Raw genomic sequence first — 16,135 nt, forward strand, 5'->3', positions numbered from 1 at the left:
AGATGAAAAATATACCTTTTTTCTTACAAAACGGTTACTTCTTTTATTTACTTTTGTTTCATCATTCCATTATGATAAAAAATTCGTTACAATGTAGTTGTATGGTAATAAACTTATAAATTACACAAATGTAATGAAACCGCAAACGAAAAATGAATTGATAATCCTCAATTTTAAATGAAAACCCTTTAATATATATATGACAAGAAAAATTCCTTCTTTTAAACTAATTCAAATAAAATGATTTGATATATACGTTTTTATATAGAAGTATGGATGATGTACGGAGGCAGTTATGAATGAAAGAAAATAAGAAGAGTAAGAAAAAAAGAATCTTGCAAGTATTCTTGCTTATGATTTGTTCTATTATTTTATATGTAAGTTATGCAGCTTACGATATTTGGAGTTATCGCTTTAAAACAGATGATGGTGTGAAGACAGATGCTGGTATCGTGCTGGGAGCAGCTTCATGGAACGGAAAACCATCTCCTGTATTTAAAGAAAGAATTAATCATGCAATTTCCTTATATAAGAATGGTAATATTAAAAAGATTATTTTCACAGGTGGTACAAAGTTTGAGGCAGAGCTTGAGGAAGCGCGTACTGCTAGAGTGTATGCACTGAAACATGGTGTAAAAGATGAGGATATTTTAATTGAAACAAAATCTCTTTTCACAGAAGAGAATTTAAAGAATGCAAAGCAAGTTGGAATAGAGAACGGAATACACACATATACGATCGTGAGTGATCCACTTCATATGAAACGTGCGATGAAAATTGCCAAACATCTTAAAATTGAAGCGTATGCATCACCAACTCCAACGTCAGCGTATAAAACGTTAGATACAGAAATCCCTTTCTTTTTTAAAGAATTATGCTCGTATATTGGATATGTAACCTCTTTGCCATTAAAGGCATTGAAAGGGGATTAATATAAGAAAAGAACCTATCCTTTCATATAGGAACTTTTCTTATTGTTCAAAAGCATTGTATTTTTATCGGAATAGTGAAACAATAGAGAAGTAACTTCATATAATCATAATGACAAAATGAACGGTTTATGAATCGAACATAAAGGAGATTATGTATGGCACTCTCATTTGTTGAAACAGAAGAACAATCTTTAGTTATTGAGAAAATAAATAAATTGATTCCGAAGTTCATGGAAAGGGAGCATCAACTAAGTGAATTAAGATCATTTCCGTATGAAAATATTAATAATTTGAAAGATATCGGATATACGAAATTAACGTTGCCAAAAGAATTGGGAGGCAATGCGATTTCTTTATATGACTTCGTTTTATTTCAAGAGAAAATAGCAGAAGGATGCGGTGCTACCGCATTATCAATTGGATGGCACCTTGGCATTGTAAAGGAATTAGCTGAAAATCGCTCTTGGGATGAGGAAATGTTCACTTGGTTTTGTGAAGAAGTGCGTAATGGCGCCCTCTTTAATCGAGCAGCGACAGAGCCGAATACAGGTAGTCCTACGCGCGGCGGGAAACCAGAGACGTTAGCTGTCAAAAAAGGTGAGAAGTGGATTATAAATGGAAGAAAAACGTTTACGACAATGGCGCCAGTACTTGATTATTTTATCATTTCAGCAAGTGTTGAAGGCCAGGAAGAAATCGGAGAGTTTGTCATTCCAAAGAATACGATAGGTGTATCAATTGAAGAAACGTGGGATAGTATCGCAATGCGAGGAACTGCGAGCCATGATCTCGTTTTACAAAATGTAGAGATACCAGATCGCTTTTTCACTGATATAAAGGGTTCAAAGGTTAAAGCTAAGGGGATTGGCTGGTTACTTCATATACCAGCATGTTATTTAGGGATTGCACAATCAGCAAGAAATTATGCGGTTCAGTTTGCGGAATCATACAAGCCAAATAGTTTAAATCATTCTATTAGTTTATTGCCGAATGTTAGAAGATTAGTTGGAGAATTAGAACTTGAGCTTATGCAAGCTCGCGTCTTTTTATATCAAATTGCGAAAAAATACGATGAGGCAGAAGATAAATTATCATTGCAAGCCGAACTAGCAGCTGCGAAATATGTTGTAACGAACGCGGCAATATCTATTGTAGATAAAGCAATGCGCATCGTAGGAGCGAAAAGTTTATCAGAAAAAAATCCGCTTCATCGCTATTATTTAAACGTCAGAGCAGGATTACACAATCCGCCGATGGATGATGCAACACTGTCTATGCTGGCGGATGCGGCGTTTCGGTTGTAATAAAGAAATATAAAGTCTGTTCCGTTCTGGAACAGACTTTTCGTTGTCGGTGAATCGTTGACATATTTAGAGTTGTGATAGATATATTTAAAAAATCGTTGATATAATTCCATGTATTATGTCATTGTTCAAGAAGAGGGAATTCTCGATTTATCAATTAAGAAATCTTTCTTTTCATTCTTCTTTTTATAGTTTTATAGTGGAATGCTATTTTTCTTATTTCACCTACTGTATAATAAGAAAAAAGTACGAAAAGAGGGTATCTCATGCTAGAGGTTATTGCAACTTGTTTAGAAGATGTGAAGCGAATTGAAAAGGCTGGTGGAAATCGAATTGAACTCATTTCATCGTATACAGAAGGTGGTTTAACACCGAGTTATGCTTTTATAAAAAAAGCAGTAGAAGCAGTGCAAATACCAGTTCATGTTATGATTCGTCCGCATGCGAAGTCTTTTACATATACGGAAGAAGAAATTGAAATGATGAAAGAAGATATTGTAGTTGCTCAAAATCTTGGAGCTGCTGGTGTTGTATTAGGTGTGTTAAACGAACAAAATGAAGTTGATGAAGAGAAATTAGCAGATTTATTATCTGTTGTAGATGGAATAAATGTAACGTATCACCGTGCGATAGATGATACAGAAAATCCAGTAGAAGCGATGAAAGCTTTGAAGAAATTCAATAAAGTTACTCACGTGTTAACTTCAGGCGGACAAGGAAATGTAGTAGATAATATTCCGGTGCTTACAGAGATGCAAAAGGAAAGTGAAGGGAATATACAGCTTGTTGTCGGAAGCGGAGTAACGAAAGAGAATGTAAAAAAATTGCTAGATGAAACTGGAATTACGCAGGCGCATGTAGGTACAGCGGTTAGAGAAGGTAAGTCATGTTTTTCTGAAATTGACCTAAATTTAGTACAAGAGTTAGTTGAAATAATAAAGTAAGTATTTAAGAAAGAGGAGAGACGATGAAGACAAATACGAAGAAAGAATTGATCTCATGGATTAAAACGATAGGTATTACCCTTGCGATTGCCTTTATCGTTCGTGGGGTGCTATTTACGCCGTCATTAGTACAAGGTGAGTCGATGATGCCAACTTTAGAAAATAATGAGCGAGTTCTCGTTAATAAGATTGGTTATAGTATAAGCGGGTTAGACCGTTTTGACGTTATCGTCTTCCACGGAAAAGAAGGGTACGATTTAGTAAAACGAGTAATTGGTTTACCAGGTGATACAGTTGAGTATAAAGATGATGTTTTATATGTAAACGGAAAAGCGATGGAAGAACCGTATTTAAAAGAATTTAAAGAAAAGGCGTCAGGTCGTGTATTAACTCCTGATTTTACGTTAGAACAAATCACAGGGAAAACGAAAGTGCCAGAAGGCCAAGTGTTTGTTTTAGGAGATAATCGTGAAGTATCTAAAGACGGTCGTATGTTTGGGTTTATTTCAGAAGATGAAATTGTCGGAAAAGGACAAGCTGTTTTCTGGCCATTGAAACAAGTGAGAGCGTTATAAAGTAAAGCAAAAGTATGGGAGAAATATTCTTCCATACTTTTTTGTTTGTGAAAAATATATTGATAGAATTGAAAGAATATTTTATAATTTTAAATTATAGGTTTGTTTCGAAAAACGGAATTTAAGTTCCGAAATTCGGAACAAGAAGGAGATAGGATGAGTATAAATAAAACGGCAGTTAAGACAATGGATATTTTGGAGTTGTTTTATGAGCATGAGGAGCTAAGTTTAACAGAGATGGTTCAGCTTACGAATATGCCGAAAACATCTGTTTATCGTTTAATTGGCTCGTTAGAAGAAATGGACTTTTTACAAAAAACAGAAAAGGGCAAGTATCGTCTCGGAGTCGTTTTTTTACGATTTGGTCAACTTGTTTCACAAAGGTTATCCGTAAGAAATATTGCGATACCTTATATGAAAGAGCTTAGAGATAGTTTAGGACAAGCAGTAAATTTGATTATTCAAGATGGTAATGACGCAATTTATGTTGAGAAGATGGAAGGAGCTCAGCCGGTACGTGTTTATACGGCGGTTGGAAGAAGGGCTCCACTGTATGCGGGTGCATGTCCGAGAATTTTGCTATCGTATTTTTCTGAGGAAGAGAAAAGAAAGTACGTAGAGGAAACAGATTTAAAGCAGTTTGCGGATGGAACAATCGTGAATAAGGAGCATTTGTTAGAAGTATTACATATGGCGAAAAAAGAAGGGTACACAATTAGCTACTCTGAATTAGAAAATCATACAGCGGCTATAGCAGCACCAATTTTTGCAAGTGATGGAACTGTTGTAGCTGGCATTAGTATTTCGGGATTAGCAATTGAGTATAGCGAAAGTAACATTGCATATTTTACTGCGAAAGTGAAAGAAACAGCATACCGCATTTCGAAAGAACTCGGCTTTTGGGCATAGAAAGAGGGAGTGGGATGAAATTTTCTGCGTTAGGGGATCAAGCAATTATTGTTACATTTGGTGAAGAAATTGGGATGGATATATACGAAAAAGTACAACGATTATTTCAAGCGCTGAGGCGGCATCCATTTGCAGGAATGGTTGAATGCGTTCCGTCGTTTACTTCATTAGCGGTGTACTACAATTTGTACGAAGTATGGAAGAAAAATGATAGAAATATAAGACCATATGATCACGTTTGCCAGTATATAAAGGAGCTGTGTGATTCATATAAAGAAGAAGTGAACCGAGATGTGAAACATATTTCTATACCAGTGTGTTACGGGGGAGAATATGGACCTGATTTAGAAGAGGTTGCGCATTATCAAGGCTTACAAGTAGAGGATGTTATTCGAATACATAGTGAAACAACATATTTCGTGTATATGTTAGGTTTTACACCTGGGTTCCCATATTTAGGCGGATTACCGAAAGAACTAGAAACACCTAGAAAAGAAACACCGCGGTTACAAATTGCTCCTGGTTCAGTAGGTATTGGCGGAAATCAAACAGGTATTTATCCGCTTGAAACACCAGGAGGCTGGAATATTATCGGCCGAACACCTATTTCTCTATTTAATCCAAAAGAAGAAACACCAACATATATTCAAAGTGGTATGTATTTACGATTTATACCAATAACAAAGGAAGAGTACGTATCGCTTGAGGGGGCTAAAGAATGGATGTAGAGGTTTTGCATGCAGGAATGTTTACAACAGTCCAAGATTTAGGACGATCTCATTATCAACAATACGGTGTACCTGTTGGCGGGGCTATGGATAAAAATGCGCTCAGGATGATTAATATGTTAGTAGGTAATGAGGAGAATGAGGCTGGACTCGAAATTACAATAATGGGACCTAAATTGTTAATCAAGAAAACGACTTTGCTCGCGATTGGTGGAGCAGATATGGAACCGTTGTTAAATGGAGAACGCATTCCATTATGGCGTCCCGTATTAGCTGAAGAAGGAAGCATGCTTTGTCTCGGAAAAGCGAAAAGCGGTTGCAGGGCGTATGTGACTTTTGCGGGTGGTATAAATATTGATCGTACGATGGGAAGTAAAAGTACTTACATACGTGCTGCTCTTGGCGGTATTGAAGGGAGAATGCTGAAAAAAGGAGATTATTTTCAAATTGGTACAGGGGCAGAAGTTGGGAGTCGTTTCATTCGAAATTTACAAGAAGAAGAGCGTATAAAAACGAAGTGGGCAATTTGTAACAATACTTTACCAAAATATAAGAAGCAGCCTATTCTTCGCGTCATAACAGACTTTGAATATGATCAATTTACAGAAGAAAGTATAAAGTCGTTTTTTTCGAAAGAGTATAAAGTATCCAATTATGCGGATCGCATGGGATATAGGCTTGACGGAGATGTTTTAAATAGAGTTGAAGAGATAGAAATTTTATCGAGCCCAGTTACATTCGGAACAATTCAAGTACCGAATGGTGGACAGCCTATTATATTAATGGCGGATAGACAAACGACAGGTGGTTATCCGAGAATTGGAAATGTAGTTTCAGTAGATTTACCTCTTCTAGCGCAGCTGAAACCAGGAGACTATGTAACTTTTGAAAAAATAACTATGGAAGAAGCTGCACACTTATATATAGAACAGGAAATAAGTATGAGTCTATTAAAGAAATTTATCGCTTTACGAAGCTGAGATTAGGAGGAAAACATCGTGACTACAATTGATTTAAACTGTGATTTAGGAGAAAGTTTTGGAGCTTATAAAATGGGGAATGATGATGAAATTCTTCCGTTCGTTTCCTCTATAAATGTTGCTTGTGGTTTTCATGCGGGTGATCCGGCCGTTATGAGGCAAACGGTTGAAAAAGCTCTGCAGCATAACGTAGCAATAGGAGCACACCCTGGATTTCCTGATTTAATTGGATTTGGGAGAAGGAACATGCACGTTTCAGCAAGTGAAGTATACGATTATGTTTTATATCAAATTGGCGCATTAGAAGGATTTGTTAAAGCTGCCGGTGGGAAGATGCAACATGTAAAACCGCACGGTGCCTTATATAATATGGCGGCAACTGATTCGGAAATTGCGGATGCAATCGCAAAAGCAATTTATCATATTAACCCCGGATTATTACTTTACGGATTAGCGAATAGTGAGGCGTTTATAAGGGCAACAGAAAAATATAATATAACTCTCGTACAAGAAGCTTTTGCTGATCGTACGTATAAGCAGGATGGAACTTTAACGAGCCGTACAGAAGAAAATGCTCTTATAAAAAATGAAGATGAAGCAATAAAACAAGTACTTCAAATGGTGAAGGAAGGGTATGTAGAATCGGTTAATGGGGAGAAAGTAGCAGTTCAGGCGCAAACGATATGTTTACACGGGGACGGAGAGAAAGCCGTACAATTTGCGAAAAAAATATACAGAACATTCGAACTTAACGGTGTTTCTATAAGTGCACCGAAATAATAAATGAGGGGAAGTGCTGGAAATGATTAAATTAATTGGGATACTACTTGTTGCAGTTGGGTTTTTATTTAGATTAAATACACTGTTAGTAGTAATGGTTGCGGGTATTGTTACTGGTATGGTTTCAGGCTTAAGCTTTTATGATGTGATTAGCATGTTCGGTAAATTTTTCATAGAAAACAGATATATGTCTATGCCAATCATATTAACTTTACCGGTAATCGGAATCTTAGAGCGTTACGGTTTAAAAGAAAGAGCAGAAGCACTTATAACGAAATCAAAAGGAGCAACAACTGGAAGAGTATTAATGTCATATTTTACGATAAGAGAATCATCAGCAGCACTTGGACTTAATATCGGTGGTCATGCGCAAACAGTGAGACCGCTAGTTGCGCCAATGGCAGAAGGAGCTGCACAAGGTAAATATGGTAAACTCCCTGAAAAATTGAGAGAAAAGATTAAAGCAAACGCAGCAGCTGCGGAAAATACAGCTTGGTTTTTCGGAGAGGATATTTTCATCGCAACTGGTGCCATTTTATTAATGAAAGGGTTCTTCGATTCAGTAGGTATGCATGTCGGTGTATGGGATATGGCGCTTTGGGGTATTCCAACTGCGATATCTGCCCTTATTGTGAGCTGGATTAGGTTTAGAAGGTTTGATAAGTATATAGAGAAAACAATGAAGGCAGAAGAAAAACAAGAGAAGGAGGCTATATAAGATGAACATCATAACAATGGATACAATTTATTATATATTAGGAATAATCGTTGCATTTATCGCTGTTCGTATTGCATTTGATCGTGAACATCCAAACCGATTCGGTTCTAGCTTATTTTGGGCATTGTTTGCAGTTACATTCATATTCGGAAATGTAATACCTTCATTTTATGTTGGCTGTATTGTGCTCGCTATGGTCGTTTTAGCTTCATTAAATAAAGTAACAAAATCTGAGGAGAAAGAAGTACCAGTGCAAGAACGTGTGAAACATGCTGAGAAATTAAAGAATAAAATTTTCATGCCTGCACTATTAATACCTATTTTTACGATTATCGGTACGTTAACGTTAGGAAAAATAAAATGGGGAAATGTCGCACTTGTTGATCCAGATAAAGTAACGTTAGTTGCATTAGCATTAGGAGCACTACTCGCATTCGTTGCAGCGATGCGTATTACAAAAGCGAAAATAACAACGCCTGTTCAAGAAGGAAGCAGATTACTACAGGCTGTCGGCTGGGCTGTTATTTTACCACAAATGTTAGCAGCGCTTGGCGGTATTTTCGCGAAGTCTGGCGTTGGCCAAGTTGTTTCTGATTTAGTCGGACAAGTGTTACCGACAGAGTATCCATTTGTTGCTGTTATGGCGTACTGTTTAGGAATGATGCTATTCACAGTTGTAATGGGAAATGCTTTCGCTGCGTTTGCGGTTATTACTGGCGGAATTGGCTTGCCTTTAATTGTTCAAATGCACGGCGGGAACCCAGCAATTATGGCAGCACTCGGTATGTTTGCTGGATATTGCGGAACGCTTATTACGCCAATGGCGGCAAACTTTAATATTGTTCCAGCGATGCTTTTAGAATTGAAAGATAAGAATGCTGTTATTAAGGCGCAAGTACCAATTGCTCTTTCCATTTTCATTATCAATATGTTTATCATGTACGGCCTTGTATATCGTTTCTAATTAGGAGAGTGAAACTATGAAAACAGTATTATTAACAGGATTTGATCCGTTTGGAGGAGAAAGCATCAACCCAGCTTGGGAAGTCGCAAAAAGTTTACATGAAAAAACAATTGGAGAATACACGATTATAAGTAAACAAGTTCCAACGGTATTTCATAAATCGATACAAGTATTAAAAGCGTATATAGAAGAGTTGTCGCCTGACATTATTATATGTATTGGACAAGCTGGGGGCAGACCAGATGTTACGATAGAGCGAATAGCAATTAATGTTGATGATGCAAGAATTGCTGATAATGAAGGAAATCAGCCAGTGGATGTACCGGTTGTAGAAGAAGGAGCGATTGCGTATTGGTCGACATTACCGATGAAAGCAATCGTGAAAAAACTTCGTGAAGAAGGTATACCGTCATCTGTTTCACAAACGGCAGGTACATTCGTTTGTAATCATTTATTTTATGGTCTTATGCACGAACTAGAGAAACATGATAAGAAAATAAAAGGTGGATTTGTTCATATTCCGTTCTTACCAGAACAAGCTACTAACTATCCAGGTCAACCGAGTATGTCACTTTCTACTATTAGTAAAGGGATAGAATTAGCAATCGAGGTAACGACGGAGGTGGAAGTAGATATTGTAGCGTGCGGCGGTGCGACGCATTAAGTAAAAAGCATGTTAATTAAAGAGGGCTGATGCAGCCCTCTTTGTGTGTTTGTATTTTGTAATTGAAGATGCAGTATAGAATATAAAGGGAAAGGTTGCAATGGGAGTATTCTAACAAATATGGAATTGTTCCAAATAAAAGGAAACTTTTTAAATAGTTTCTTAATGATGTAGAATTTTCGTCTATATGAATGGATAAAAAGTTAAGTTCTGATAAACTCAAAGACATACAAAGTAAAGGGATTCCAACTTAGATGGAATTATTAGAATGATTTGTATATATAGTATTTTAGTAGCCCTCTACATGACTTCATTTACTGCAATAACCAAAAAACTATTTCTTTTATTGAAATCCTCCAAAAGAAATAGTTTTTTCGCATATATCCCTTTAGTAATCTTTATTTTATTTGCATATATAGCAATGAGAAAACTCCAGCTCATCAGTATTTTAAACCATGAATGAGTTGGAGTTTTGGTCTTTTATTCGCAAATTTCCCGTTCATCGAGTAAATCGATGACGCAGTCTTTATGTTTAAGAAGCTCCTCTTTAGATAAATAGTCAGCTCTCTTACAAAGTTGCATTAGTCTATTAGGTATGTTTTGTTTTCCTAGAAATATCACATTATATTGCGTTTGTGTGGAGATTGCTATGGTTATACAAAAAAAGAGTAACCCGTTTGGCTACTCTTCACATAGAAACTTGTATTTGTTCATTTCAATAAGAGACCGTTATTGAAGTCCCTTCATGAAACTTTGGATTTTTGATGATAATGCAAACAGCAGGATGCTAACTAAAATGGAGATAGCACCAATAACACCAAAGTAAATTGCTTCTGTTGCAGGATTATACAGTTTAACAACTTGGGCATTTATTGCTTGCGCAGACGCAGTTGATAAGAACCATAAGCTCATGGTTTGCGAAGAGAAAGCAGCTGGAGCCAGCTTCGTCGTTATTGATAACCCTGAAGGAGATAAACAAACTTCTCCAATTACAATTAAAAAGAAGCTAAGGACTAACCACATAGGATTCACTAAAGAGTGAGTACCGTTGATTAAAGCCGGAATAATCATAACTAAGAATGAGAAACCTGCAAATAGCAATCCAATAGCGAATTTTTTTGCCGTTGAAGGCTGCTTCTTGCCTAACTTTATCCAAACCCATGCAAAAATCGGGGCAAGCGTTACGATAAAGATTGGACTTAATGATTGGAACCAAGCGGAATGTAATGTAATTCCATTGAACTGTAATTGAGTTCGTTGATCCGCGTATGTCGCTAAGATAATAGCACCTTGTTCTTGTATAGACCAAAATATTGTAGCTGCAATAAAGAGTGGTATATACGCAAGAAGACGAGATTGCTCTACTTTTGTTGTTTTAGGACTACGATACATATAAATGAAATAATAGGCTGGAATAACAATCCCTAAGATACTAATCAAGAATGTAAAACGATTTATAGTTAACAACCCAGTTGGAATTGTAACCACACCTAGCAATGTTAATACAATCAGACCAACACTGAAATACTTAATAGTCTTTTTTCTTTCCGAATCTGATAATGGATTAGGTACTTGCGTACCGACTAGACCAAGGTTTTTCTGTTTTGTTCCAACAAATACCCCTAACCCAATTGCCATACCAATTGCCGCAACTCCAAAACCAAGGTGGAAATTATATTGCTGACCTAATGTTCCGACAACTAAAGGTGCAAGTAAGGCACCTAAGTTAATACCCATGTAGAATATACTGAACCCTGAGTCACGACGCGCATCTGTTTCACTGTATAAACTTCCTACGATGTTCGATATGTTAGGCTTTAACAACCCTGTTCCTAGAACTAAGAAGACCATAGAGATAAATAACGCACTTTTACTACCCGGTAAAGCTAAAATAAGATGGCCAATCATAATTAAAACGCCACCAAAGAATACGGTTTTACTTGGACCAAATAAACGATCCGATATCCATCCACCGATAATACTAGACATGAACAGTAAGGAACCGTAAATTGCCATTATCGAGGTTGCGGTAGATTGATCAATTCCTAATCCACCTTTTGCGACCGAATAGTACATATAATACAGTAAAATAGCTCTCATTCCATAATGAGAAAACCTTTCCCAAAACTCAGTGAAGAATAAAGAGAATAATCCTTTTGGATGCCCAAAAAATCCTGTTTGAGGAATATTTTGAACAAGTTCGTTTTTTTCTTTCATAATGTTAATATTACCCCTTATTAATTTTTTATATTATACAAGTATAACTTAAGAGGCTCCCAGTAGTCCATAACTATCTAATCCCATCGATGAAGAAAAGCAGCCTTCTGGCTGCTTTCTAAATGAATTGAAAAATCGTCATTTACTCATTAGACACACCTTTCACTGAATCTACCTCTAAACAATCCAGAATTGATTGTGAGAGTGCTTTAGCTACTAAGAATGCTACGGCGATTACCAACAAGTGTATATTGTTGACTTAATGGTATATGAGGCGGAATAACGTATGTATCTGGAACACTCATTAATCTTAAGCATTCTAGAACGGTTAACCTTCTATTTTTTGCGGATGAATAAACTCTCTACCATCCTTTGCAATATGAGAAGTGATAGTGTAGGATGGTTGATCCCAAGATAACTTTCTTACACCATTAAATTGGTTTGGGTTTAGATAATGCAACGTAGTAAGTAAACCGAATTGTACAACACCTACTGTAAACAACTGGTATAATAAGTATAGGAAAATACATAGAGGTGATTTTTGTGCAGCAATTTGAAGAAGTACGTTCAATATTAGAAAAGGCGAAGAAAATTACAGTGTTAACAGGTGCTGGTGCAAGTACGGAAAGTGGAATCCCTGATTTTCGTTCAGCAAATGGATTATATGCTGATGCGAATGTAGAGATGTATTTGTCGAGAGGCTATTATAATAGAAATCCGAAAGAGTTTTGGAAGCATTATAAAGAAATCTTTCAAATTAATACGTTTCATCAATATAAACCAAATCGTGGGCATCGCTTTTTAGCGGAACTAGAAGAACAAGGGAAAGACATAACGATTTTAACGCAAAATATTGATGGTTTGCATCAAGTAGGTGGTAGTAAACATGTAATTGATTTACATGGAACGCTTCAAACAGCGCATTGTCCAAAGTGTAAAACGGGATATGATTTACAATATATGATTGATCATGAAGTGCCGCGTTGTGAGAAGTGTAATTTCATACTAAATCCAGATGTTGTTTTATACGGAGATACGTTACCTCAGTATCAAAATGCGATCAAACGTTTATATGAAACAGATGTACTTCTTGTAATGGGGACGTCACTCAAAGTACAGCCTGTCGCGTCATTCCCAGAAATCGCAAAGAGGGAAGTAGGCGCAACAACAATTTTAGTAAATGAAGAATTAACAGGACAGGAATATAACTTTGATTTTGTTTTTCGACAAAAGATTGGTGAATTTGTTGAAGGATTATCTTCAATTAAATAAATTGATCTTTTCGTAAAAAAACTGAGGTGTATTGAGACCACCTCAGTTTTTTATTTGAGGAATCGCTGTTTTAAGTCACCTGAAAACATGTCGATAATGTAGTAACCACATCTCTATAATTTATAAAAAAGTATTTGGTAGGTAAAATGGCAGAGTAAGAAGTAATATTTTCTTTAACGAATACACAATCATCATAAAGTAAGCTAATATGTAGCTGGTGTAAAGGTTCTATTTGATTTTGCTTAAGATATAAAACTAAGTCATTATAAAGTTGCTCACTATACTCACTTACAGAATGTTCTAGTGAAAGCTGACCTGCTATGCTAGTCCACCATACTTTAAAACTACATATCAATTCTTTGAATGATTCTTCATTACATAAATGGATGTCAAAAAGCTTCTCATAAAATATATGATTCTCCTCATGGAAAATCTGTAAATCATAGCTCCCATTAGCAATTTGTTTGCGAAGTGTATGCCATAATTCTGTGAAATTTGCTTCAAAATCATTAGAGAAATTTAATTTTCTTGCTATGTAAGGAAACCGTAAATTCCCTTTGTTCTCTTTTTGATTGAGATAAATATTTTGAATATAAATCATAAAGTTTAAACAATGTGACGTATTAGTATGTATTGTAAACGAATCAGGCATTTTCATTTGCTCCTTCGTAATGTCTTTTATTGATTCATTTCTTTAGTATACAAAGAAATGTAAACGAATGGTATGAAAAACCAGTTTTATAATCTCTTTCTTTTTGAATATCATTCATGTTATTGCGTATTAAGGGGAATGGTAATAAATAGGATATAAAATACAAAAACTGAAAATTAAATCTTTTATTTCTTTTGTAATTAATATAAAATTCTATATATATCATAAAATTAAATTTGATACATAATGATGTATTTGATTGCACTGTAGTGAACGTATGTTTTATGTAGAGAAATGTTAATAGAATGAAGCGAGGGAGCAAAATGAGACAGAAAAAGGAGAAGCAGAAACAGTCGAAAAAGAAAAAGACTCATATTCCGTTTCGGTTAAATGTACTATTTTTTATCGTGTTTCTTTTATTTTCAGCTATTATTATTCAATTAGGTAAAGTACAAATCATTGACGGAGAAACGTATCGAAATGAAGTGAATAAAAAGGAAGATGTAACGGTGAGTACTCCAGTTCCGAGAGGGAAGATGTTTGATCGGGAAGGGAAAGTTATTGTAAATAATAAACCGTTACGAACTGTTACATATACGAAGATGAAAGGAGTGGACTCAAAAGAGGTTTTAATAGTGGCAAGAAATTTAGCGAAGCTAATTGAAATGCCGCAAGAAGATATGGACAAGTTAACAGAGACAGATAAAAAAGACTTTTGGATGCAGTTAAATGAAAAACGCGCAGCAACAAAAGTAACGAAAGAAGATGAGAGTAAATTTAGGAAGCAGGAAATAGAAGGGAAAGACTTAGATAAGAAAGTAGAAGAGTTGAGACGAGAAAGAATTACACAAGAAGAATTAAACGAGCTTTCGAAAGAGGATATAGAAGTACTAGCAATTAAAAGCAAAATGAATGCGGGATATAAAATGACGCCACAAATCGTCAAAAAAGATGTAAGTCAAAATGAATATGCAGTAGTGAGTGAAAGATTATCAATCTTGCCAGGCGTAGATACGACTGTGGATTGGGAGCGAGAATATCCAAATGATAAAATACTACGTTCTGTACTTGGTAGTGTTTCTACTGAGAATGAGGGATTACCAAGGGAGCAATTAGACTATTATTTAGTACGAGATTATAACAGAAATGATCGTATTGGTAAGAGTTACATCGAAAAACAATACGAAGATATGTTACATGGAACGAAAGAACAGTCTAAAAATATTACTGATAAAGCTGGAAATATTATTCGAACTGAAAAAGTGACAAAAGGAAAAAGTGGAAATAATTTAATGTTAACAGTTGATATGGATTTACAGAAGAAAGTGGAGGAAAGTCTTGAAAGGAATTTAAGGGCATTTCATTCTTCTGAACCGATGATGGATCGTGCATTCGTCGTTATGATGAATCCGAAAAATGGTCAAATTCTATCATTAGCAGGAAAAAAAATTGTAAATAAAGACGGCGGGATGCAAATAGAAGACTACGCTTTAGGAACGATGATAAGCTCTTATGAGTTAGGATCGACGGTGAAAGGAGCTACGGTATTAGCGGGATATCAAACAGGAGCGATTAAGCCATATACGCATTTCTTTGATGCACCAATGTACTTTAAAGGAAGTTTGAAGCCGAAGAAATCTTGGAAAGACTTTGGAGATATTGATGATTTAAGAGCATTGCAAGTTTCATCCAATGTCTACATGTTTAATACGGCGTTAAAGATTGCGGGGATTGATTATGTACCAAACAATCCGCTAGATATTAAACAAGAAGCGTTTAATAAAATGCGCTATTATTTTAGACAATTTGGTCTAGGAGTGCCAACTGGTATTGACCTTCCAAATGAATCGATTGGTCAAATGGGTAGAACCGATAATATACCTGGTTTTTTACTTGATTATGCGATTGGGCAATATGATACATATACGCCGCTGCAGCTTGCTCAATATATGTCAACGATTGCAAATGGTGGTTACCGAATGAAACCACAAATTGTACAAGAAATTAGAGAGCAACCGAATAGACCAGAGGAAGTCGGGAAAGTTATGCAATCGATGGAACCAGTTGTGTTAAATCGAGTGGATATGGATCTGTCATATATAAATCATGTGAAAGAAGGATTTAGAAGGGTTTTCCAAGAGGCTGATGGGACAGGTACTGGAACTTTTAAAGGATTACCTTATAAACCGGCTGGGAAAACAGGAACAGCAGAAACAGTGTACGGTGGAGAAAGTGATATTGGAAGAGATGAAAACAACTATCGAAAAAAATGTTATAATTTAACTCTCGCCGGGTATGCGCCATATGATGCTGATCCGGAAGTTGCTTTTTCTGTTGTTGTGCCATGGGTAAATAATGATAAATCAGGTATTAATTCTGCAATTGGTAAAGAGGTTTTGGATGCATATTTTGACTTAAAAACGCAGAGATCGGGTGCAAGTCCAGTCCCAGTAGCACAATAGCCGAGTAAGGAACAGTAAAAAACTTCAAATTGTA

Annotated in this window: 16 protein-coding genes; 13 read left to right on the top strand and 3 right to left on the bottom strand. The window is 35.9% G+C overall.

Annotated elements, in window-relative coordinates:
* The first annotated feature begins 299 nt into the window (after positions 1–299).
* The 11 genes from JTF23_RS23525 (at position 300) to pcp (ending at position 9,498) form a co-directional block, all read left to right on the top strand.
* A complete protein-coding gene (locus JTF23_RS23525) occupies positions 300–932 on the top strand; it encodes a YdcF family protein (protein ID WP_070146704.1) in 633 nt (210 codons plus the stop codon).
* Between the two features lie 155 nt (positions 933–1,087).
* The gene (locus JTF23_RS23530) at positions 1,088–2,236 is read left to right on the top strand and encodes an acyl-CoA dehydrogenase family protein (protein WP_204209859.1); all 1,149 of its coding nucleotides are present in this window, start codon (positions 1,088–1,090) and stop codon (positions 2,234–2,236) included.
* A 266-nt stretch (positions 2,237–2,502) separates the two neighbouring features.
* Entirely contained in the window at positions 2,503–3,180 is a 678-nt protein-coding gene (locus JTF23_RS23535; RefSeq protein WP_204209860.1) for a copper homeostasis protein CutC, read from the top strand.
* Positions 3,181–3,203: 23 nt separating this feature from the next.
* Positions 3,204–3,755 (top strand): signal peptidase I, encoded by a 552-nt coding sequence (gene lepB / locus JTF23_RS23540; RefSeq protein WP_002084707.1) that lies wholly within the window; start codon positions 3,204–3,206, stop codon positions 3,753–3,755.
* Positions 3,756–3,911: 156 nt separating this feature from the next.
* Positions 3,912–4,664 carry an IclR family transcriptional regulator gene (locus tag JTF23_RS23545; protein WP_204209861.1) on the top strand — a complete coding sequence of 251 codons (753 nt, stop codon included), beginning with the start codon at positions 3,912–3,914 and terminating at the stop codon, positions 4,662–4,664.
* Positions 4,665–4,678: 14 nt separating this feature from the next.
* Positions 4,679–5,392: a 5-oxoprolinase subunit PxpB gene (pxpB, locus tag JTF23_RS23550; RefSeq protein WP_204209862.1), complete on the top strand. Its 714-nt coding sequence runs from the start codon at positions 4,679–4,681 to the stop codon at positions 5,390–5,392.
* A complete protein-coding gene (locus tag JTF23_RS23555) occupies positions 5,383–6,372 on the top strand; it encodes a 5-oxoprolinase subunit C family protein (RefSeq protein ID WP_002161262.1) in 990 nt (329 codons plus the stop codon). The genes pxpB and JTF23_RS23555 overlap by 10 nt, the downstream gene beginning before the upstream one ends.
* Before the next feature lie 18 nt (positions 6,373–6,390).
* The gene (gene pxpA, locus JTF23_RS23560) at positions 6,391–7,152 is read left to right on the top strand and encodes a 5-oxoprolinase subunit PxpA (protein WP_204209863.1); all 762 of its coding nucleotides are present in this window, start codon (positions 6,391–6,393) and stop codon (positions 7,150–7,152) included.
* A gap of 22 nt (positions 7,153–7,174) precedes the next feature.
* Positions 7,175–7,870 carry a DUF969 domain-containing protein gene (locus tag JTF23_RS23565; protein ID WP_000593391.1) on the top strand — a complete coding sequence of 232 codons (696 nt, stop codon included), beginning with the start codon at positions 7,175–7,177 and terminating at the stop codon, positions 7,868–7,870.
* A gap of 1 nt (position 7,871) precedes the next feature.
* Entirely contained in the window at positions 7,872–8,834 is a 963-nt protein-coding gene (locus tag JTF23_RS23570; protein ID WP_204209864.1) for a DUF979 domain-containing protein, read from the top strand.
* Positions 8,835–8,850: 16 nt separating this feature from the next.
* The gene (gene pcp / locus JTF23_RS23575) at positions 8,851–9,498 is read left to right on the top strand and encodes a pyroglutamyl-peptidase I (protein WP_204209865.1); all 648 of its coding nucleotides are present in this window, start codon (positions 8,851–8,853) and stop codon (positions 9,496–9,498) included.
* Between the two features lie 729 nt (positions 9,499–10,227).
* On the opposite strand, the gene JTF23_RS23580 is transcribed toward pcp, so the two are convergent.
* Both JTF23_RS23580 and JTF23_RS27995 read right to left on the bottom strand, forming a co-directional pair.
* Positions 10,228–11,715: a peptide MFS transporter gene (locus JTF23_RS23580; protein ID WP_204209866.1), complete on the bottom strand. Its 1,488-nt coding sequence runs from the start codon at positions 11,713–11,715 to the stop codon at positions 10,228–10,230.
* Between the two features lie 209 nt (positions 11,716–11,924).
* On the bottom strand, positions 11,925–12,020 hold the full coding sequence (locus JTF23_RS27995; protein ID WP_252188039.1) for a hypothetical protein: 96 nt from the start codon (positions 12,018–12,020) through the stop codon (positions 11,925–11,927).
* Positions 12,021–12,258: 238 nt separating this feature from the next.
* On the opposite strand from JTF23_RS27995, the gene JTF23_RS23590 reads away from it, so the two are divergent.
* Positions 12,259–12,987 carry an NAD-dependent protein deacylase gene (locus tag JTF23_RS23590; protein WP_204209867.1) on the top strand — a complete coding sequence of 243 codons (729 nt, stop codon included), beginning with the start codon at positions 12,259–12,261 and terminating at the stop codon, positions 12,985–12,987.
* A gap of 70 nt (positions 12,988–13,057) precedes the next feature.
* Here the strand turns inward: JTF23_RS23590 and JTF23_RS23595 are convergent, their stop codons facing one another.
* Entirely contained in the window at positions 13,058–13,639 is a 582-nt protein-coding gene (locus JTF23_RS23595; RefSeq protein WP_204209868.1) for a hypothetical protein, read from the bottom strand.
* Positions 13,640–13,944: 305 nt separating this feature from the next.
* Here JTF23_RS23595 and JTF23_RS23600 point away from each other — a divergent pair, with 305 nt between their 5' ends.
* Positions 13,945–16,101, top strand: a complete 2,157-nt coding sequence (locus tag JTF23_RS23600; RefSeq protein WP_176108029.1) for a peptidoglycan D,D-transpeptidase FtsI family protein — start codon at positions 13,945–13,947, stop codon at positions 16,099–16,101.
* Positions 16,102–16,135 lie beyond the last annotated feature (34 nt).

This window comes from Bacillus sp. RIT 809 (assembly GCF_016892495.1).
In the GTDB taxonomy this organism is placed as follows: domain Bacteria; phylum Bacillota; class Bacilli; order Bacillales; family Bacillaceae_G; genus Bacillus_A; species Bacillus_A cereus_U.